The 21,399-nt window shown below is 38.0% G+C and carries 14 protein-coding genes and 3 tRNA genes; 15 read left to right on the plus strand and 2 right to left on the minus strand.

The genetic code is table 11. The annotated features are described in order from the left end of the window. From KQP79_RS20270 to KQP79_RS20310, 9 genes are all read left to right on the plus strand, one after another. Nucleotides 1–870: a DUF58 domain-containing protein gene (locus tag KQP79_RS20270; protein WP_004295976.1), complete on the plus strand. Its 870-nt coding sequence runs from the start codon at nucleotides 1–3 to the stop codon at nucleotides 868–870. Continuing rightward, nucleotides 870–1,958, plus strand: a complete 1,089-nt coding sequence (locus KQP79_RS20275; RefSeq protein WP_004312449.1) for a hypothetical protein — start codon at nucleotides 870–872, stop codon at nucleotides 1,956–1,958. The genes KQP79_RS20270 and KQP79_RS20275 overlap by 1 nt, the downstream gene beginning before the upstream one ends. A gap of 49 nt (nucleotides 1,959–2,007) precedes the next feature. Then, complete coding sequence (locus tag KQP79_RS20280) at nucleotides 2,008–2,991, plus strand: vWA domain-containing protein (RefSeq protein ID WP_004295974.1); 984 nt, start codon at nucleotides 2,008–2,010, stop codon at nucleotides 2,989–2,991. 45 nt (nucleotides 2,992–3,036) lie between these two features. Further along, the gene (locus KQP79_RS20285; protein WP_004295973.1) at nucleotides 3,037–4,065 is read left to right on the plus strand and encodes a VWA domain-containing protein; all 1,029 of its coding nucleotides are present in this window, start codon (nucleotides 3,037–3,039) and stop codon (nucleotides 4,063–4,065) included. An 8-nt stretch (nucleotides 4,066–4,073) separates the two neighbouring features. Next, nucleotides 4,074–4,796: a tetratricopeptide repeat protein gene (locus KQP79_RS20290; RefSeq protein ID WP_004295972.1), complete on the plus strand. Its 723-nt coding sequence runs from the start codon at nucleotides 4,074–4,076 to the stop codon at nucleotides 4,794–4,796. 31 nt (nucleotides 4,797–4,827) lie between these two features. Continuing rightward, nucleotides 4,828–6,657, plus strand: coding sequence for a BatD family protein (locus KQP79_RS20295; protein ID WP_004310412.1), 1,830 nt, complete (start codon nucleotides 4,828–4,830; stop codon nucleotides 6,655–6,657). 18 nt (nucleotides 6,658–6,675) lie between these two features. Then, nucleotides 6,676–7,509, plus strand: coding sequence for a tetratricopeptide repeat protein (locus KQP79_RS20300; protein ID WP_004310413.1), 834 nt, complete (start codon nucleotides 6,676–6,678; stop codon nucleotides 7,507–7,509). 128 nt (nucleotides 7,510–7,637) lie between these two features. Continuing rightward, on the plus strand, nucleotides 7,638–7,928 hold the full coding sequence (locus KQP79_RS20305; protein WP_004295969.1) for a hypothetical protein: 291 nt from the start codon (nucleotides 7,638–7,640) through the stop codon (nucleotides 7,926–7,928). A gap of 77 nt (nucleotides 7,929–8,005) precedes the next feature. Continuing rightward, the gene (locus tag KQP79_RS20310; RefSeq protein WP_004306068.1) at nucleotides 8,006–9,127 is read left to right on the plus strand and encodes a universal stress protein; all 1,122 of its coding nucleotides are present in this window, start codon (nucleotides 8,006–8,008) and stop codon (nucleotides 9,125–9,127) included. Between the two features lie 241 nt (nucleotides 9,128–9,368). Here the strand turns inward: KQP79_RS20310 and KQP79_RS20315 are convergent, their stop codons facing one another. Next, nucleotides 9,369–10,583 (minus strand): tetratricopeptide repeat protein, encoded by a 1,215-nt coding sequence (locus tag KQP79_RS20315; protein WP_004295966.1) that lies wholly within the window; start codon nucleotides 10,581–10,583, stop codon nucleotides 9,369–9,371. A 32-nt stretch (nucleotides 10,584–10,615) separates the two neighbouring features. Then, entirely contained in the window at nucleotides 10,616–13,192 is a 2,577-nt protein-coding gene (gene gyrA / locus KQP79_RS20320; RefSeq protein ID WP_004295965.1) for a DNA gyrase subunit A, read from the minus strand. 356 nt (nucleotides 13,193–13,548) lie between these two features. Between gyrA and KQP79_RS20325 the strand changes: the two genes are divergently transcribed. From KQP79_RS20325 to KQP79_RS20350, 6 genes are all read left to right on the plus strand, one after another. Beyond that, the gene (locus KQP79_RS20325; protein ID WP_008775672.1) at nucleotides 13,549–16,077 is read left to right on the plus strand and encodes an ATP-dependent Clp protease ATP-binding subunit; all 2,529 of its coding nucleotides are present in this window, start codon (nucleotides 13,549–13,551) and stop codon (nucleotides 16,075–16,077) included. A gap of 134 nt (nucleotides 16,078–16,211) precedes the next feature. Then, nucleotides 16,212–18,257, plus strand: coding sequence for a molecular chaperone HtpG (gene htpG / locus KQP79_RS20330; protein ID WP_004306065.1), 2,046 nt, complete (start codon nucleotides 16,212–16,214; stop codon nucleotides 18,255–18,257). Nucleotides 18,258–18,428: 171 nt separating this feature from the next. Beyond that, complete coding sequence (locus KQP79_RS20335; protein WP_004295962.1) at nucleotides 18,429–20,726, plus strand: patatin-like phospholipase family protein; 2,298 nt, start codon at nucleotides 18,429–18,431, stop codon at nucleotides 20,724–20,726. A gap of 79 nt (nucleotides 20,727–20,805) precedes the next feature. Then, nucleotides 20,806–20,879 (plus strand) — tRNA-Arg (locus KQP79_RS20340). A 20-nt stretch (nucleotides 20,880–20,899) separates the two neighbouring features. Then, nucleotides 20,900–20,973 (plus strand) — tRNA-Arg (locus KQP79_RS20345). Nucleotides 20,974–21,002: 29 nt separating this feature from the next. Further along, nucleotides 21,003–21,076: transfer RNA gene (locus KQP79_RS20350), tRNA-Arg, on the plus strand. Nucleotides 21,077–21,399: the final 323 nt, after the last annotated feature.

A 21,399-nucleotide genomic window follows, 5' to 3' on the forward strand; every position in this document is an offset into this window, starting at 1 on the left:
ATGGAAACAAGTGAAATACTAAAAAAAGTTCGCCAAATTGAAATAAAGACACGAGGATTGTCTAACAATATCTTTGCAGGCCAGTATCATTCGGCTTTCAAAGGTAGGGGTATGTCATTTTCGGAAGTCCGTGAATATCAATTCGGTGATGATATACGTGACATAGACTGGAATGTGACTGCGCGCTTCAATAAACCTTATGTGAAAGTGTTTGAAGAAGAACGTGAACTGACAGTTATGTTAATGGTTGATGTTTCCGGAAGTTTGGAATTTGGTACGATCAAGCAGTTAAAGAAAGATATGGTGACGGAAATCGCTGCTACTCTTGCTTTCTCTGCCATCCAGAATAATGATAAAATAGGTGTGATTTTCTTTTCAGACCGGATAGAGAAGTTTATTCCTCCCAAGAAAGGACGTAAACATATCTTGTATATTATCCGTGAATTAATTGATTTCCAACCGGAAAGCCGTCGCACAAATATTCGTCTTGCCTTGGAATATTTGACAAACGTAATGAAAAGGCGTTGCACTGCATTTATCTTATCAGATTTTATTGACCAGGAAAGCTTTAAGAATGCGCTGACCATTGCTAACAGGAAACATGATGTAGTAGCATTGCAAGTATACGACAGGAGAGTCAGTGATCTTCCTCCAGTAGGACTGATGCGAATCAAAGATGCAGAAACTGGGCATGAACAATGGATTGACACTTCTTCCAAAGCTGTACGCCGGGCACATCGCGACTGGTGGATACAAAAGCAGACTGAACTGAACGATACTTTTACCAAAAGTAACGTAGATGCTGTATCCGTCAGAACCGATCAGGATTACGTAAAGGCATTGTTGAATTTATTTGCCAAACGAAATTAATGGAATCAAAGATGAATAGAAATATTATTCTGATAGCATTATTAGGTCTATTGTTTGTCAGTAAAGCAGTAGCACAGTCTGTTACAGTAGAAGCAAAAATTGATTCACTGCAGATACTGATCGGCGAACAGGCGAAAGTGCAACTGCAAGTAGCCATGGATGCCAAACAGCGTGCTATTTTTCCTGCTTACACTGATACACTGGTAAGAGGTGTGGAAATTATAGAAACAGTCAAACCAGATACACAATTCCTGAATGATCGTCAGCGGATGGTGATTACGCAGGAGTACATTATCACTTCTTTTGACTCTGCTCTATATTATCTCCCGCCAATGCCAGTTACCGTAGATGGGAAAGTGTACAACTCCAAAGCTCTCGCATTAAAAGTATATTCAATGCCGGTTGACACCTTACATCCGGACCAGTTCTTCGGACAAAAATCTGTGATGAAAGCTCCTTTCGCATGGGAAGACTGGTATGGATTGATCGCTTGTTCATTCCTGGCTTTACCTTTGCTTGGCCTGCTGATCTATCTGATTGTTCGCATACGTGATAATAAACCGATTATCCGTAAAATTAAAGTTGAACCTAAATTGCCGCCACATCAGGCTGCAATGAAAGAGATAGAACGTATCAAGACAGAGAAGGTATGGCAGAAAGGGCAATCGAAGGAGTACTATACCGAACTTACCGATGCTATTCGTACATATATTAAGGATCGTTTCGGATTTAATGCATTGGAAATGACTTCTTCTGAAATAATCGATCAGTTACTGGAAATGAATGATAAAGAGGCCATATCAGACCTAAAACTATTGTTCCAGACTGCTGATTTAGTGAAGTTCGCCAAGCATAATCCTCAGATGAATGAAAACGATGCCAATTTGATTAATGCCATTGATTTTATCAATGAGACCAAACAACCGGAAGAGGAAAATCAGAAACCGCAACCAACGGAAATCACTATTATTGAGAAACGTTCTTTACGTGTTAAAGCTATGCTGATTTGTGGAATTGCATTGTTATCAGCAGCATTGATCGGTACCTTTATATATATAGGTCTACAGTTATACAATCTTTTTGTATAAAGGATGTATAGCTTAATACTAAATAGTAAACTGTTAAATCATAAATAAAATGGTTTTTGCCAATATTGAATATCTGTTTTTGCTATTATTGCTTATACCGTATATTGTATGGTATATCCTGAAGCAAAAGAAAAGTGAAGCAACTCTTCAAATTTCAGATGCCCGGGTATATGCGCATACACCTAAAAGTTATAAGAATTATTTGTTGCATGTTCCATTTCTATTACGCTGCCTTGCTTTAGTACTAGTTATTTTGGTTCTTGCACGCCCGCAAACTACTAATAAGTGGCAGAACAGTGAGATAGAAGGAATTGATATTATGCTGGCTATCGACGTTTCTACCAGTATGCTGGCTGAAGACTTGAAGCCGAACAGACTGGAAGCTGCTAAAGACGTAGCTGCAGAGTTTATCAATGGACGTCCCAATGATAATATCGGTATTACATTATTTGCAGGAGAAACTTTCACCCAATGTCCGTTGACTGTAGACCATGCTGTATTGTTGGATATGATACATAATATCAAATGTGGTCTTATCACTGACGGTACTGCTGTCGGTATGGGTATTGCAAATGCTGTAACCCGCTTAAAAGATAGCAAAGCGAAATCCAAAGTTATTATCCTATTGACGGATGGTACAAATAACAAGGGAGATATTTCGCCTATGACAGCGGCAGAAATAGCAAAAAGCTTTGGTATTCGTGTATATACCATCGGAGTAGGTACCAATGGAATGGCTCCTTATCCTTATCCAGTCGGAAATACGGTGCAATATGTAAGTATGCCGGTAGAAATTGATGAAAAGACATTGACAGAGATTGCCGGAACGACAGATGGTAACTATTTCCGGGCTACGAGCAACTCGAAGCTTAAAGAAGTATATGAAGAAATTGATAAACTGGAAAAGACGAAACTGAATGTAAAAGAGTATAGTAAGCGGGACGAAGAATATCATTGGTTTGCTTTAGCAGCTTTCCTCTGTGTCTTGTTGGAAGTACTATTACGTAATTCGGTACTCAAGAAAATTCCATAAGGATGTTTGTCAATCGTTATTTGCCAATCATAAAATAGTAAGAAGATGTTTCGATTTGGAGAACCTACATATTTATATTTATTGTTGCTATTACCTTTTTTAGCAGCTTTCTACTTGTATTCCAATTACAAGAGGAGAAAGAATATCCGACGTTTCGGAGATCCGACTTTGTTGGCTCAGTTAATGCCTGACGTATCCAAATATCGTCCGGATGTAAAATTCTGGATTATTTTTGTTGCTATTGGTTTGTTCTCCGTATTACTGGCACGCCCTCAATTCGGTTCAAAACTGGAAACGGTTAAACGCAAGGGAGTAGAGGTAATTATTGCTTTGGACATTTCAAACTCTATGTTAGCGCAGGATGTACAGCCTAGCCGTTTAGAAAAAGCAAAAAGATTAATATCCAGATTAGTAGATGAGCTTGATAATGATAAGGTAGGTATGATTGTATTTGCCGGTGACGCTTTTACACAGCTGCCAATTACAAGTGACTATATTTCCGCTAAGATGTTCTTAGAATCCATTAGTCCTTCGTTGATTTCTAAACAGGGTACAGCTATTGGGGAAGCAATCAATCTGGCAGCTCGTAGTTTCACTCCGCAAGAAGGGGTAGGACGCGCCATTATTGTTATTACTGATGGTGAAAATCATGAAGGTGGTGCAGTGGAAGCTGCTAAAGCTGCGGCAGAAAAGGGTATTCAGGTAAGTGTATTGGGAGTAGGTATGCCTGATGGTGCTCCAATACCGGTGGAAGGAACGAATGATTACCGCCGCGACCGGGAAGGTAATGTGATCGTTACCCGTTTGAATGAAGCTATGTGTCAGGAAATTGCAAAAGAAGGAAAAGGTATATATGTACGAGTAGATAATTCTAATTCAGCCCAAAAGGCCATCAATCAAGAAGTGAATAAAATGGCGAAATCTGATGTAGAGTCGAAAGTATATACAGAGTTTAACGAACAATTCCAGGCTATTGCATGGGTTATTCTACTATTGTTATTGGCAGAAATCCTAATTCTGGATCGCAAAAATCCTTTATTTAAGAACATTCACCTGTTTTCTAATAAGAAATAGTTATACGTATGTTAAAAAGTAAATATATTCTATTCGCTGTATTTCTGTTAGCAGCAGCTGGTGTATCGGCTCAGAAAGCAGAACGCGACTATATCCGTAAGGGAAACCGTCTGTTTAATGATAGCGTATTTGTTGATGCAGAGGTGAACTACCGGAAGGCCTTGGAAGCTAATCCCAAGTCTACGGTATCCATGTATAATCTGGGAAATACCCTTTCGCAACAGCAAAAGTTTCAGGATGCCATGGAACAATATGTATCGGCCAGCAAAATAGAAAAAGATAAAATGAAACTCGCCCATATTTATCACAATATGGGAGTAATTTTCCAGGCTGGTAAAGACTATGCCAAAGCTGTAGATGCATATAAAATGTCACTGCGTAATAATCCTACCGATCATGAAACCCGGTACAATTTGGCTCTTGCACAGAAAATGCTGAAAGACCAACAAAATCAACAGAATCAAGATCAAAATCAGGACCAAAACAAAGATCAGCAAAAGCAAGATCAGAAACAGGACCAGAATAAAGACAAACAGAAGGATCAGAAACAAGATGAAAAGAAAGATCAGCAGCAACCACCGAAATCTGAAAAGAAACAAGATAATCAGATGTCAAAGGAAAATGCTGAACAATTACTGAATTCTGTCATGCAGGACGAGAAAGATGTGCAGGATAAAGTGAAGAAGCAACAAAAAGTTATGCAAGGCGGTCGCTTGGAAAAAGATTGGTAATATAAAGTTGATGATATAAATTTCATAAGCAATGAAAAAACTGATTATTATATTGATGGCATTGATAGCATATAGCACTCATGTGTTTGCTGATAAGGTGTCTTTTACTGCTTCTGCTCCTGATGCAGTGGTAGTAGGCGAACAATTCAGGCTGTCGTATATTGTAACTACACAAAAAGTGAAAGATTTTCGGGCACCATCAATCAAAGGTTTTGATGTATTGATGGGTCCAAGCCGATCACAACAAAGTAGTACTCAAATAGTGAATGGTAATGTTACATCTACTAGCAGTATTACATTTACATACATATTAATGGCTAATAATGCCGGAGAATACACAATACCCGGTGCCTCCATTATTGCCGATGGTGACCAAATGGTGGCAAACTCAGTAAAGATTAAAGTATTGCCACAAGATCAAGGTGGCAATAGCGGACAAAATAATAGTAGTAGTGGTTCTATACATTCCTCATCTGGTACAAGTGTCTCTAATCAGGACCTTTTTATTATGGCAAGTGCCAGTAAAACAAATGTGTATGAACAGGAGGCTTTTGTCCTGACCTATAAAATATACACCAGAGAATCCAACTTACAACTTAATAATGCGAAATTGCCCGACTTTAAAGGTTTCCATTCTCAAGAAATAGAAATGACAACCAATGCAAGATGGACTCCGGAGCATTATCAGGGACGTAATTACTATACAACGGTTTATCGCCAGTTTGTTCTCTTCCCGCAACAATCAGGAAAGCTATATATTGATCCGGCACAGTTCCAGATGACTATCGGAAAACCTGTGCAATCAGATGATCCTTTTGATGCCTTCTTCAATGGAGGAAGTAATGTCATTGAAATTAAAAAAAATATTTCCACTCCTAAGATAGCAATAAATGTCAATCCGCTTCCTACGGGTAAACCTGCAGATTTTTCAGGTGGAGTGGGAGAGTTCAATATATCTTCTTCTATCAACAGTAAGGAACTGAAAACCAATGATGCTATTACTATTAAACTGGTAATATCCGGTACAGGTAACCTGAAGTTGATTTCTAATCCGGAAATTAAATTCCCGGATGATTTTGAAGTATATGATCCCAAAGTAGACAATCAAGTCAGATTAACCCGGGAAGGACTCACAGGCAATAAAGTTATTGAATATTTAGCAATTCCGAGACATGCCGGAACATATAAGATTCCGGGAGTATCTTTCAGCTATTTTGATATTCGCTCCAAGTCTTACAAAACACTGAAAACAGAAGATTATGTAGTAAATGTTGAGAAAGGTGCAGGTAATGCGGATCAAGTAATTGCTAACTTCACGAATAAAGAGGACTTGAAAGTATTAGGTGAAGACATCCGTTATATCAAACAGAATGAAGTTACTCTCCAACCTAAAGGAAGTTTCTTCTATGGTTCAATGACATATTGGTTATTCTATATCATTCCGGCTCTTGCCTTTATTATTTTCTTTATTATTTATCGTAAGCAAGCTGCTGAAAATGCAAATGTTGCTAAAATGCGTACGAAGAAAGCAAATAAAGTGGCAACGAAGCGTATGAAGCTTGCAGGAAAATTACTCTCCGAAAATAAAAAAGATGCTTTCTACGATGAGGTATTAAAGGCATTGTGGGGATATATAAGTGACAAACTGAATATTCCGGTATCTCGTTTATCTAAAGATAATATTGAAGAGAAACTAAGAAATCACGGAGTAAATGAGGAACTAATCAAAGAATTCCTGAATGCATTGAATGATTGTGAATTTGCACGGTTTGCTCCAGGTGATGAGAATCAAGCTATGGATAAAGTTTATTCTTCTTCAATAGAAGTAATAAGCAAAATGGAGAATTCAATAAAACATTAACCCAGAAGAGATTATGTCATGAAAAGGATATTATTTTTTATATTATTATCAATGTCGCTTACTTGTTTCGGACAAGATTCGTTAAGCATTGATACTAGACAAACGAATGGAGTTGATTCTATCCACGCTTCGCATACCACATTTTCCAGTAATACACTGGAAGATGCAACAAAAGCTGAAGGAGATTCCGCATATATAAAAGAAGATTATGCAGCAGCTATTCAGATATATGAAGCATTACTGAAAAATGGAGAAGCTGCCGACGTCTATTACAATCTGGGAAATAGTTATTATAAAATAGGGGAGATAGCGAAAGCTGTTTTAAATTATGAGCGTGCTCTGCTATTACAACCAGGAAATGGTGACATCCGTGCTAATCTTGAAGTGGCACGTGCAAAAACAATAGATAAGGTTGAACCTGTTCCTGAAGTATTCTTTGTTTCATGGATCAAATCTCTGACAAATAGTATGAGTGTAGATGCATGGGCCACATGGGGTATTGTCTCCTTTATTCTATTGATTATCGCTTTCTATTTCTTTATATTCTCCAAACAGATTATGTTAAAGAAAATAGGATTCATATCAGGAATCATTTTGCTGATTGTCACTGTTTGCTCTAATCTTTTTGCTTCGCAACAAAAAGAGCATTTGGTTAATCGAAGTGAGGCGATAGTAATGAATCCGAGTGTAACAGTACGAAGTACTCCAAGTGAGAGTGGGACTAGCTTGTTTATTCTCCATGAAGGGAGAAAGGTAAGTGTCAAAGACAACTCTATGAAAGAATGGAAAGAAATTCGACTGGAAGATGGAAAAGTCGGGTGGGTACCTGCTTCTGCTATCGAGGTGATATAAAGGTCATTAATAGATTTTATATATTCAAGAAAAAAAGATAAGCAAATAATTTGTTTTATCTTTTTTTTTGCTTAAGTTTATAGCGTGATAAAAAAATCACATAGTATTAACCATTAAATTTATGAGACATGAGAACAATAACGTTTAATGAACTTCGTAAAATTAAAGATTCATTGCCTAGCGGTAGCATGCATAGAATAGCAGACGAACTTGGTTTGCACGTAGATACAGTGCGAAACTTCTTCGGAGGACACAATTTCAAGGAGGGAAAAAGCGTCGGAATACATCTTGAGCCCGGTCCAGATGGTGGGCTTGTAATGTTGGATGACACGACCGTTCTTGATCGGGCTTTAAAAATCCTAGATGAATTGAATATGAGTATGCAAAAAGAACAGGCTACCGAATCTGTGCAAGTTTAAAATATAACAAACTGAATCCCAATTGAATCAAACAATTGGGATTTCTTATTTGTTTTCACCTTATAAAATGTACATTTATGGAAGACAAATTAGTAACCCTGGCCATTCTGACATACACCAAAGCGCAGATCTTAAAGAATGTCTTGGAAAATGAAGGTATAGAAACCTACATTCATAACGTTAATCAAATACAACCGGTTGTTTCATCGGGAGTGCGTTTACGAATTAAAGAAAGCGATCTGCCACGTGCTTTGAAAATAACAGAAAGTTCTACATGGCTGTCTGAAAGTATAGTGGGAGAGAAGGAGCCCAAAGTAAAAGATAAATCAAATAAGATTTTAATTCCCGTCGACTTCTCTAATTATTCGATGAAAGCATGTGAATTTGCATTCAACCTGGCAAAAACAGAAAATGCAGAAGTCATCCTGTTGCATGTCTATTTCACGCCTATTTATGCATCGTCGTTGCCTTATGGGGATGTTTTCAATTACCAGATTGGAGATGAAGAATCTGTAAAAACGATTATCCAAAAAGTCCATTCTGATCTCAATGCTTTATCAGAGAAGATAAAAGAAAAAGTTGCATCAGGCGAATTTCCCAACGTTAAATATAGCTGCATCTTACGTGAAGGTATTCCAGAGGAGGAAATCTTAAGATATGCTAAAGAACAGCGTCCTATGGTTATCATTATGGGTACCCGAGGCAAAAATCAGAAAGACATTGATTTAATTGGCAGTGTAACCGCTGAAGTTATTGACAGGAGTCGCACGGCTGTATTGGCTATTCCGGAAAATACACCATTTAAACAGTTTAGTGAAGCAAAACGGATTGCCTTTATTACCAATTTTGATCAAAGAGATCTAATTGCTTTCGAGGCATTCTTTAATACTTGGAAATCATTCCATTTTTCTGTATCTTTGATACACCTTACAGATTCTAAAGATACCTGGAATGAAATAAAACTAGCAGGTATAAAAGAATATTTTCACAAGCAATATCCGGGGCTTGAAATTCATTATGACGTAGTGATGAATGATAATTTATTAAAAGGACTTGATCAGTATATCAAAGATAATCATATAGATATAATCACTTTGACTTCTTACAAAAGGAATATATTTGCTCGATTATTTAATCCAAGTATTGCCAGAAAAATGATTTTCCATTCAGATACACCATTGCTTGTTATTAACAGCTGATCAAATCAGGCAAAAAATGAGCATCCAAGATTAGGGAATAATACTTATTATGTTTAATAGAAAAAGGAGTAATATAATGACCTTACTCCTTTTTCTATTTTTATTTAAATGAAGAAATTTACCTGTTCCACTCAAGTCCATATCAAATATAAGATTTTTCAATTACTACTTTAAACTATTGAATAAAAAAAAGAAGACTACTATTTCTAATAGCCTTCTTATATTTTTTCAGAAAACGATCTTACTTCATCATCTTATCGATTTCTTCGAATTCAGGTCCCATATTCAAGTTATAGTAAACTCTGTAAAGACCTTGCAACCATAAATCTTGTTGATCGGGTTTTAAAGCTCTGGCTTTTTCATAGAATGGTTTAGCTTCTTCGTAGAATTTCTTAACCACAGCTTGTGCTTCAGCGTACTTAGGATCATTGATATCTGTTGTTGCTTTATCAGCATAATCCTGTGCTTTCATCAAATATACCAAACCTACATTAGAGTATGCTTCTGCATATTCCGGATCAGCAGCAATAGCTTTTTTGTAGTATTCGATTGCATTATCATATTCTTTCATATTATGATAAAGATATGCTTTTACATACAAATACAACTTGTTATTCGGATCATTAGCTAACATTCTATCAGCAAACTCCATAGCTTTAGAAGCTTGATTAGAGCTATTATAATAATCAACCAAATTAGCGAAGAAATAATCATTTCCAGGGAACTTAAGGATACCCTCTTCCAAAGACTTAATCCATGCAGCAGTATCACCTTTAGCTTTATAAGCATCAGCCATCAATTGCATTGCAAATTTACCTCCATCTTTATCGGATAAAGCCATAGGAGCATATTTAATGATCGCATCTTTATCACCTACTCTATCAGCAGCTAATGTTGCATAATAAGCAATTTGCGGAAGAAGAGTATCGTTTTTAGCCAATTCTTTATCAGCTAACATCGGATAAGAAGCTGACTCTACATAGGTTGCAAAGAACTTCAAAGCCTCTTTATTCTTGTCCAGGTTGAAATACTGAATACCACCATTAATCAAATTAGGACGTTCAGCCAACATACTGGAAGCATTAGCCTTCCGATATTTGTTTTTAACTTTTCCCTTTTCATTAGGTATTTCCGCTAATTCATCACACTTATTATAGTACTCATACATTTTCAGAATACTATTGTATACTTTCAATGTATCATACGGTTTCTTCAAAAAAGCATTTTTCATTTGCTCCTCGTTGATACGTCTCTGAATAAATCCAGCAACGTCCCATGTGTCAGCAAGATCCTTCGTTTCAGGATTCTTCATAGCCTCCTTAATAAGCTGTTCAGCCTGCTTAAAATTAGGTTTTACGTCATTAGCCATACTCTTTGCTTCCTTCACATTCTTCATCTGAGCGAATGAGAAGCTAACAGCCATCAATAAAACCATAGAAAATAATACTCTTTTCATGATTGTTGTTTGATTAATTATTAATATTATGTCTATTCCTCAATTTCGTTATTGCTTTCGTTTTCATTTACGTCCGCTGCATCATCAATATCAGGAACATCAGCATTCGGATCACTCACGATTGTACCCTCTGCCTCTTCTGCCGGAATTTCATCTTCAAGACTTTCTGTCATAACCTTACATACCGAACCAATCTGGTCGTTACGTTTTTCAAGATTTATCAGACGAACGCCTTGAGTAGCACGGCCCATTATACGAACATCCGCTACCTTCAAACGAATAGTGATACCAGACTTATTGATAATCATCAAGTCATTTTCATCGGTTACCGACTTGATTGTTACCAACTTACCTGTCTTTTCGGTAATATTCATGGTCTTCACACCCTTACCTCCACGGTTCGTTTTACGATAGTCTTCAATTTCAGAACGTTTACCATATCCTTGTTCGGAAACTACCATTACAGATTCTGTCTCCAAATCTTTGATACAAATCATTCCTACTACTTCATCCTGACCATCATTATCCAACGTAATACCACGTACACCTGTTGCTGTACGTCCCATTACACGAACTGCTGCCTCATGGAAACGAATTGCACGACCATTGCGGTTTGCAATGATGATTTCATTATTTCCATTCGTCATACGAACTTCAATTACGCTATCATCTTCGCGGATAGTTATAGCATTTACACCATTCTGACGAGGACGAGAATACTGTTCAAGCAATGTCTTCTTTATTACACCTTTCTTAGTACAGAATAATACATAGTGGCTATTGATAAACTCGGAATCCTCTAAACTCTTCACACGCAAGTATGCAGTTACATTATCATCCGAATCAATATTCAACAAGTTCTGAATAGCACGGCCCTTAGAATTCTTCGTTCCTTCAGGTATTTCATATACTTTCAGCCAATAACACTTACCTTTTTGTGTAAAGAACATCATGGTATTGTGCATGGTAGCAGGATAAATATGCTCTACAAAGTCTTCATCACGGGTTTCCGTACCTTTCGAACCTACTCCACCACGATTTTGTGCACGGAATTCGGTCAACGGTGTACGTTTAATATAACCCATATGAGAAATTGTAATAATCATCTGATCATCTGCATAGAAGTCTTCCGGATTAAATTCTTCTGAAGAATAAACAATTTCAGAGCGACGTACATCTCCATATTTCGCTTTGACTTCTAACAATTCCTCTTTCATTACCCGACGACATACTTCATCATCAGCCAGAATACTTTCCAAATAAGCTATCTGCTTCATTATTTCTTCGTATTCCGCATGAAGCTGATCCTGCATCAGACCGGTTAACTGACGCAAACGCATTTCTACAATTGCACGAGCCTGAATTTCTGTCAGGTTAAATCGCTCAATCAAGCCTGTTATTGCGTCATTCGGAGTTTTTGCAGCACGAATGATACGAATTACTTCATCAATATTATCTGAAGCAATAATCAAACCTTCAAGAATGTGCGCACGCTCTTTCGCCTTACGAAGATCGAACTGAGTACGACGAATAACAACTTCGTGTCTATGCTCTATGAAATATTTAATTAAATCTCTTAGATTCAACGTTTTTGGACGTCCATGAACCAAAGCCACATTGTTAACACCAAAAGAGGTCTGCAAAGCTGTCATTTTATAGAGTTTATTCAACACTACACTTGCATTTGCATCACGTTTTATGTCAATAACAATACGCATACCATCACGGTCAGACTCATCGTTGGCATTTGAGATACCTTCTATCTTCTTATCATTTACAAGATCAGCAATATATTTAATCAGTTCGGCCTTATTTACATTATAAGGAATCTCTGTTATTACGATCTTGTCATGTGTTTGTCCGCTTTCAATTTCAGCTTTCGCACGCATAATTACACGTCCGCGACCTGTCAAATATGCTTCGCGTACACCACTCACACCATATATATATCCGCCAGTAGGGAAATCCGGTGCTTTAACAAATTCCATCAGTTCCTCTACCGTAATTTCCGGATTATCAATATATGCATCACATGCTTCAATCACTTCCGAAAGATTATGAGGAGGCATATTGGTAGCCATACCAACAGCAATACCGGATGCTCCGTTCACCAGAAGGTTCGGGATACGCGTCGGCATCACCTTAGGTTCCACCAGCGTATTATCAAAGTTTGGCTCAAAATCAACGGTTTCCTTATACAGGTCATCCATCATTGCTTCACCCAACTTATTGAGACGAGCTTCTGTATAACGCATAGCAGCAGGGCTATCACCATCCACAGAACCAAAGTTTCCCTGTCCATCTACCAAAGGATAACGCATTGCCCATTCCTGCGCCATACGTACCATTGCAAAATAAACAGAAGAATCCCCATGAGGATGATACTTACCAAGTACCTCACCCACGATTCTCGCTGACTTTTTATAAGGTTTGTCTGAAGTATTGCCTAATTCCATCATTCCGTATAAAATTCTACGGTGAACAGGCTTAAATCCATCTCTAACATCCGGAAGGGCACGCGAAACGATGACCGACATGGAGTAGTCAATGTACGATGACTTCATTTCCTCCTCGATGTTAATCTTTATAATTCTGTCTTGTTCAAGCATTTAAAATGATTATTAATTATACATTCTACGGTTTGTGAAAAACCACGCTAAAGTACTACTTTTCCCCGATATACGAAAGTTTTTAGAAAGAAAGTTTTATCATGACCGGGACGATAACCCGCCAAACTTTAAAATACAAAAATAAAAAGATAAAAACGATAAATATAATATGGAAAGATAAATAACATCGGTAAAAAAGAGCCTATTATTTGTTATACCTTATATATATAATACAAATACACTGTTTTTATGGCACGCCATTTGTAGATATAAGAAATAAAGCAAATATTGCAATACAAACTTGATTAAATGCGTATATTTGCCAGTGAATAACCCTTAGAAGAAAAGGAAAAAGTATGAATAATCAATTCTCACAAAGAGTTTCCGACATTATCGTCTATAGTAAGGAAGAAGCGAATCGGTTGAGAAGTAGGTATATAGGTCCCGAACACCTGCTTCTGGGAATACTCCGTGACGGTGAAGGAAAAGCTATCGAGATATTGTCTAAACTCAACACCAATCTGGCTGCTATAAAGCAACAGATTGAAGCTCAGCTGAAGGCAGAAGCTGATGAAATGTTATTGCCTGATGCAGAGGTGCCGTTATCTAATGATGCGGCAAAGATATTAAAAATGTGTATTTTAGAAGCTCGTGGAATGAAAAGTAACATCGCTGATACAGAACATGTATTATTGGCTATTTTAAGAGAAAAAAACAATATGGCGGCTTCCGTACTTGAAGCAAACGATATAAACTACGTGAAAGTACTGGAGCAAGCTACATTGCAGCCGGATATCAATTCCGGCATGGGCTTTTCGGAAGACGATGAGGATGACGAAGAAATGTCTTCTCCTCGTTCCGGCAGAGGTGGCTCGGATGAACGCCAACAGGCACAAACCGCTTCCAAGAAGCCGTCTAATGATACGCCGGTACTTGACAATTTCGGTACTGACATGACAAAAGCGGCAGAAGAAGGACGGTTGGATCCTGTTGTGGGCAGAGAAAGAGAAATCGAACGTTTAGCGCAGATATTAAGTCGACGCAAAAAGAATAACCCAATTCTGATTGGTGAACCCGGTGTAGGAAAATCAGCGATTGTTGAAGGTCTTGCATTGAGAATCATTCAGAAAAAGGTTTCGCGTATCCTGTTTGATAAACGAGTCGTTGCTCTTGACATGACTGCTGTTGTGGCAGGAACAAAGTACCGTGGACAATTTGAAGAACGTATCCGTTCCATTCTCAATGAATTGCAGAAGAATCCGAATGTTATATTATTCATTGATGAAATTCACACGATTGTAGGCGCAGGCTCTGCGGCAGGCTCTATGGATGCCGCCAATATGCTAAAGCCAGCATTGGCAAGAGGAGAAATACAATGTATCGGTGCCACCACTCTTGATGAATATCGTAAGAATATTGAGAAAGATGGCGCATTGGAACGTCGTTTCCAAAAAGTAATTGTAGAACCGACTACTGCTGCCGAAACTCTGCAGATTTTGCGTAATATCAAGGATAAGTATGAAGATCATCACAATGTGTATTATACAGATGAAGCATTGGAAGCATGTGTCAAGCTGACAGACCGCTATATCACAGATCGTAATTTCCCTGATAAAGCCATTGATGCTTTAGATGAAGCCGGCTCACGTGTACATCTTACTAATGTCAATGTACCCAAAGAGATAGAAGAACAGGAAAAGCTGATCGAAGAAGCTAAAAACAAGAAAAATGAAGCCGTAAAATCGCAGAATTTTGAACTTGCAGCCAGCTTCCGTGATAAAGAGAAAGAACTTTCTATCCAATTGGATGAGATGAAAAAAGAATGGGAAGCCAATCTAAAAGAAAACAGGCAAACTGTTGATGCAGAAGAAATTGCCAATGTTATCTCAATGATGTCAGGCATTCCAGTACAACGAATGGCACAGGCCGAAGGCATCAAGCTAGCAGGTATGAAAGAAGATTTGCAAGCTAAAGTCATCGCACAAGACACAGCTATAGAAAAGCTGGTCAAAGCCATTTTGCGAAGCCGTGTAGGACTCAAAGATCCTAATAAGCCCATTGGCACGTTTATGTTCTTAGGTCCGACAGGAGTTGGTAAAACTCACCTAGCAAAAGAGTTGGCCAAGTATATGTTCGGTTCTGCCGATGCACTGATTCGTATCGATATGAGTGAATATATGGAAAAGTTCACTGTTTCACGCTTGGTTGGGGCACCTCCGGGATACGTAGGATATGAAGAAGGTGGCCAGCTGACAGAAAAAGTGCGCCGTAAACCATACTCTATTGTATTGCTTGATGAAATAGAAAAAGCACATCCGGATGTATTCAATATCCTGCTTCAGGTAATGGATGAGGGTCGTCTGACTGACAGTTATGGCAGAATGGTAGATTTCAAAAATACCGTTATTATCATGACTTCCAATATCGGAACCCGCCAACTGAAAGAATTTGGACGTCGTGTTGGTTTTGCGACACAAAGCCGCCTGGATGATAAAGAATTCTCGCGAAGTGTTATACAAAAAGCTCTAAATAAATCATTCGCGCCTGAATTCATCAATCGTGTAGATGAGATTATCACGTTTGATCAACTTTCTCTGGAAGCGATAACAAAGATTATAGACATAGAGCTAAAAGGATTGTACGATAGAATAGAATCTATTGGTTACAAGCTTGTTATTGAAGATAAGGCGAAAGAATTCATCGCTAGCAAGGGATATGACATACAATATGGCGCCCGTCCTTTGAAGCGCGCAATTCAAACCTATCTGGAGGATGGTTTATCCGAGCTCATCATTTCCTCGTCTTTAAAAGAGGGAGATACTATTCAAGTAACCCTTAATGAAGAAAAAGGCGAATTGGAGATGAAAGTTGTTTCTCCGGAATAGAGTTATTTCCTGAATAAGAAAATAATTTAATATGCCATAATGTCAGACCTTCGGGTCTGGCATTTTTTTTGTCTCTGTATGGACAAATATCAATTAAAATTAATCAATAGATAAACTAAAAAAATATACGTATTATGCAAAAAGGTAATATTGGGGTTACAACAGAAAACATTTTCCCTATCATTAAAAAGTTTTTGTACAGTGACCATGAAATTTTTCTGCGCGAGTTAGTATCCAATGCGGTAGATGCCACTCAGAAGCTGAATACGCTTGCTTCTATTGGCGAATTCAAAGGTGAACTGGGTGACTTAACTGTTCACGTTGAATTAGGCAAAGATACTATTACCATTTCTGACCGTGGTATCGGTTTGACTGCAGAAGAAATAGAGAAGTACATCAATCAAATAGCTTTCTCTGGAGCTAATGACTTCCTGGAGAAGTATAAGAACGATGCAAATGCCATTATCGGACATTTCGGACTTGGCTTCTACTCTGCCTTTATGGTTGCAAAGAAAGTGGAGATTATCACTAAATCATACAGAGACGATGCAAAAGCCGTAAAATGGACTTGTGATGGCAGCCCTGAATTCACTATTGAAGAAATAGAAAAAGCCGACCGTGGATCAGATATCATCTTATACATTGATGACGACTGCAAAGAATTCCTCGAAGAAGCACGTATCTCCGAACTTCTGAAGAAATATTGCAGCTTCCTTCCTGTTCCTATTGCATTTGGAAAAAAGAAAGAATGGAAAGACGGCAAACAGGTAGAAACGGCTGAAGATAATATAATCAATGATACCACTCCTTTGTGGACACGCAAACCTAGCGAACTTTCGGATGAAGATTACAAATCATTCTATAGCAAGCTATATCCGATGTCTGATGAACCACTCTTCTGGATTCACCTGAATGTGGATTATCCATTCCATCTGACTGGTATTCTCTACTTCCCGAAGGTAAAGAGCAATATAGAATTAAATAAGAACAAGATTCAGTTATATTGCAATCAAGTATATGTAACAGACTCTGTTGAAGGCATTGTACCAGACTTTCTGACTTTGTTACATGGAGTAATAGATTCTCCGGATATTCCGTTGAACGTTTCCCGTTCATACTTGCAAAGCGACTCAAACGTGAAGAAGATTTCAACTTATATCACCAAGAAAGTTTCCGACCGTTTACAGTCTATATTCAAGAATGATCGTAAGCAGTTTGAAGAAAAGTGGAACGACTTGAAAATATTTATCAATTATGGAATGCTCACACAAGAGGATTTCTATGATAAAGCGCAAAAATTCGCCCTTTTCACCGATACAAATGACAAACATTACACATTCGAGGAATATCAGACCCTTATTAAAGATAACCAGACAGACAAAGATGGAAATCTAATCTATCTGTATGCAAATAACAAGGACGAACAATACAGCTATATTGAGGCTGCAACCAATAAAGGCTATAATGTCTTGCTCATGGATGGCCAGTTAGATGTAGCTATGGTAAGTATGTTGGAGCAAAAGCTTGAGAAATCCCGTTTCACCCGTGTAGACAGTGATGTTGTTGACAATCTGATTGTAAAAGAAGACAAGAAAGGTGAAACTCTGGAAGCCAACAAACAAGATGCAATCACAACAGCCTTCAAGAGCCAATTGCCTAAAATGGATAAGGTTGAATTCAATGTGATGACGCAAGCGTTGGGAGAAAATTCGGCTCCGGTCATGATTACTCAAAGCGAATATATGCGTCGTATGAAAGAAATGGCAAATATTCAAGCCGGAATGAGCTTCTACGGCGAAATGCCTGACATGTTCAATCTGATCCTGAATTCAGACCACAAGTTGATAAAACAAGTATTGAATGAAGAAGAGAATGCCTGTCAAGCAGAAGTAGCTCCGATACTCTCCGAAATGGATAACGTCAACAAACAACGTAATGAGTTGAAAGACAAACAGAAGGATAAAAAGGAAGAAGACATCCCAACAGCTGAAAAAGATGAATTAAACGATCTCGACAAGAAGTGGGATGATCTGAAAAGCAAGAAAGAAGCTATCTTTATCGGCTATGCAAGCAATAACAAAGTTATCCGCCAGCTTATCGATCTGGCCTTACTTCAAAACAATATGTTAAGAGGTGAAGCTTTGAATAACTTCGTAAAACGTAGCATTGAGCTGATTTAATATCGCCCCTTTAAACATTACACATACTTCAAGAAAGAGCATTCAACGTTAAATACACGTTGTAATGCTCTTTTTCAATTTAAAACGATCGGCAAAATATCGATTAATTGAAAAGTATTGTATATATTTGAACACTTAATAGACAAAAAATTCAATTGTTTGATTTGGGTTATGAGAAAGATTTTTTTAGTGTTCATTACTTTATGGCTGATTATCCCGGCTATCCATGCCCAAAAAGTAGGACTTGTATTAAGCGGTGGTGGCGCCAAAGGAATGACGCACATCGGCATCATTCGCGCATTGGAAGAAAACAACATCCCTATTGACTACATTGCTGGTACTTCCATGGGAGCCATTATCGGCTCCTTGTATGCCATGGGATACTCTCCTGATGACATGGTAGAACTACTCAAATCGGAGGACTTTAAACGATGGTATTCCGGAGAAGTGGAAGAGAAATACGTATATCATTTCAAAAAGAATCTTCCCACTCCCGAATTTTTCAATATTCGTTTTTCATTCAAAGATTCACTGAAGAGTTTAAAACCTCAATTCCTGCCTACCAGTGTTGTCAACCCGATTCAAATGAATCTCGTGTTTGTTGACCTATATGCACGTGCTACGGCCGCTTGTAAGGGAGATTTTGATAAACTTTTTGTTCCTTTCCGTTGCATTGCGTCCGATGTGTACAATAAAAAACAGTTAGTCATGAAGGAAGGAGATTTAGGAGATGCCGTCAGAGCTTCCATGAGCTTCCCTTTCATGTTTAAACCCATTGAAATAGACAATGTACTGGCCTACGATGGAGGTATCTATAATAACTTTCCCACGGACGTCATGAGAGATGATTTTCATCCGGATGTCATTATAGGAAGCGTTGTATCCACCAATCCCACTAAACCCAAGGAAAATGACCTCATGAGTCAAATTGAGAATATGGTGATGCAGAAAACCGACTATTCTATTCCGGACTCTATGGGGATTTTAATGACATTCAAATATGACAACGTCAACCTGATGGATTTTCAACGCATCGACGAATTACATGATATAGGATATAATCGAACCATCAGCATGATGGATTCTATCAAAAGCCGTATCCATCGGCGTGTGAATCTGGACAATATTCGTTTAAGGAGAATGGTATACCGTAGTAATTTCCCGGAACTACGTTTTAAAAATATCATCATTGATGGAGCTAATCCACAACAACAGGCATATATGAAGAAAGAATTTCATAAGTCGGATAACAAAGAATTCACCTATGAAGATTTAAAGCAAGGTTATTTTCGATTGCTATCAGATAAAATGATTTCAGAAATCATACCGCATGCAATTTATAATCCGGAAGATGACACCTATGATCTGCATTTAAAAGTCAAACTGGAAAACAACTTTGCTGTACGGCTGGGAGGTAACATATCCACCTCCAATTCGAATCAGATCTACCTGGGACTTAGTTATCAGGACTTAAACTACTATGCCAAAGAGTTTATTCTTGACGGGCAACTTGGAAAGGTATATAACAACGTGCAATTTATGGCAAAAATAGACTTTGCCACTGCCATTCCTACCTCGTATCGTCTTATAGGTTCGATCAGTACTTTCGACTATTTTAAGAAGGACAAACTTTTTTCGCGAAATAACAAACCGGCCTTTAACCAGAAAGACGAACGTTTCTTGAAATTACAGGTTGGATTACCTTTCCTTTCGAGCAAGCGAGCAGAGTTTGGAGTAGGAATTGCAAGAATAGAGGATAAATATTTTCAAAAAAGTGTCATTGACTTCGGAAATGACAAATTTGATAAAAGCCGCTATGATTTATTTGGTGGATCAATTAGTTTTAATGGAAGTACTCTTAATTCCAAACAATATCCTACACGTGGATACAGAGAAGCCCTTGTAGCCCAGATTTTCGTTGGAAAAGAACGATTCTATCCGGGCGAAGGAAGTACGACCAGTAACAACAAAGATCATCACTCCTGGCTGCAATTATCTTATATGAAAGAGAAATATCATAATATGAGTGAACATTGGGTTTTAGGATGGTATTTGAAAGCCCTGTATGCCTCCAAAAACTTCTCCGAGAACTATACGGCCACAATGATGCAAGCTGGAGAGTTTTCTCCTACATTACATAGCAAATTGACTTACAACGAAGCCTTTCGTGCCAATCAATTTGTCGGAGCCGGCATTCGGCCTATTTACCGTTTAAGCCAGATGTTCCATCTTCGGGGAGAATTTTATGGTTTTATGCCTATTTATCCAATCGAAAAAAACTCGTTGAATAAAGCATATTACGGAAAAGCTTTCTCCAAGTTTGAATATTTAGGAGAAATTTCTGTTGTATGTCAATTGCCTTTTGGAGATATCTCTGCATATGTAAATCATTATAGCTCACCGAAAAGGGAGTGGAATGTCGGACTAAGTATAGGTTTACAACTATTCAATTATCGGTTCATAGAATAATTTTCTACAAAAAAAGTCGGTGAAAAGCTTGCTAATTCGGGAAAAGTCCGTATCTTTGCACCCGTTAAAACAAAATAACGGTCGCGTAGCTCAACTGAATAGAGTAGCTGACTACGGATCAGCCGGTTACAGGTTTGAATCCTGTCGCGATCACTTTTTTGAATTAACAGAATGGCCGCGTAGCTCAACTGAATAGAGTAGCTGACTACGGATCAGCCGGTTACAGGTTTGAATCCTGTCGCGGTCACTGAAAAATTTACAAGTTATATTATTTGAGGTCGCGTAGCTCAACTGAATAGAGTAGCTGACTACGGATCAGCCGGTTACAGGTTTGAATCCTGTCGCGATCACAAAATCCTCTGCATTTGATGCGGAGGATTTTTATTTTCTCCCATTTCATCGAAGAAATTAGCTATAACTAAACTAAAAAGATTCAAAAGTCAGTCATTATAAACAAGCGATACATCCCCTCATATCTTTTATTTTCAATTCCCTCTTCACCTTCACCTTTCTTCCGGGCTCCCTATAAATAAGTCGTTTACGGGTGAAGGGCAACTCTTACACAGCCTTTTTCACCTGTTTGGAAGTAAGCGTCTCCGCGATTCTATATAGTGTATTAAAATAAAAAGGCTAATGATCCCTTTTTAGTCATTAGCCTTTTCCCATCTGTCAG

It is taken from the genome of Bacteroides sp. DH3716P (assembly GCF_025914115.1).
Lineage (GTDB): Bacteria > Bacteroidota > Bacteroidia > Bacteroidales > Bacteroidaceae > Bacteroides > Bacteroides ovatus.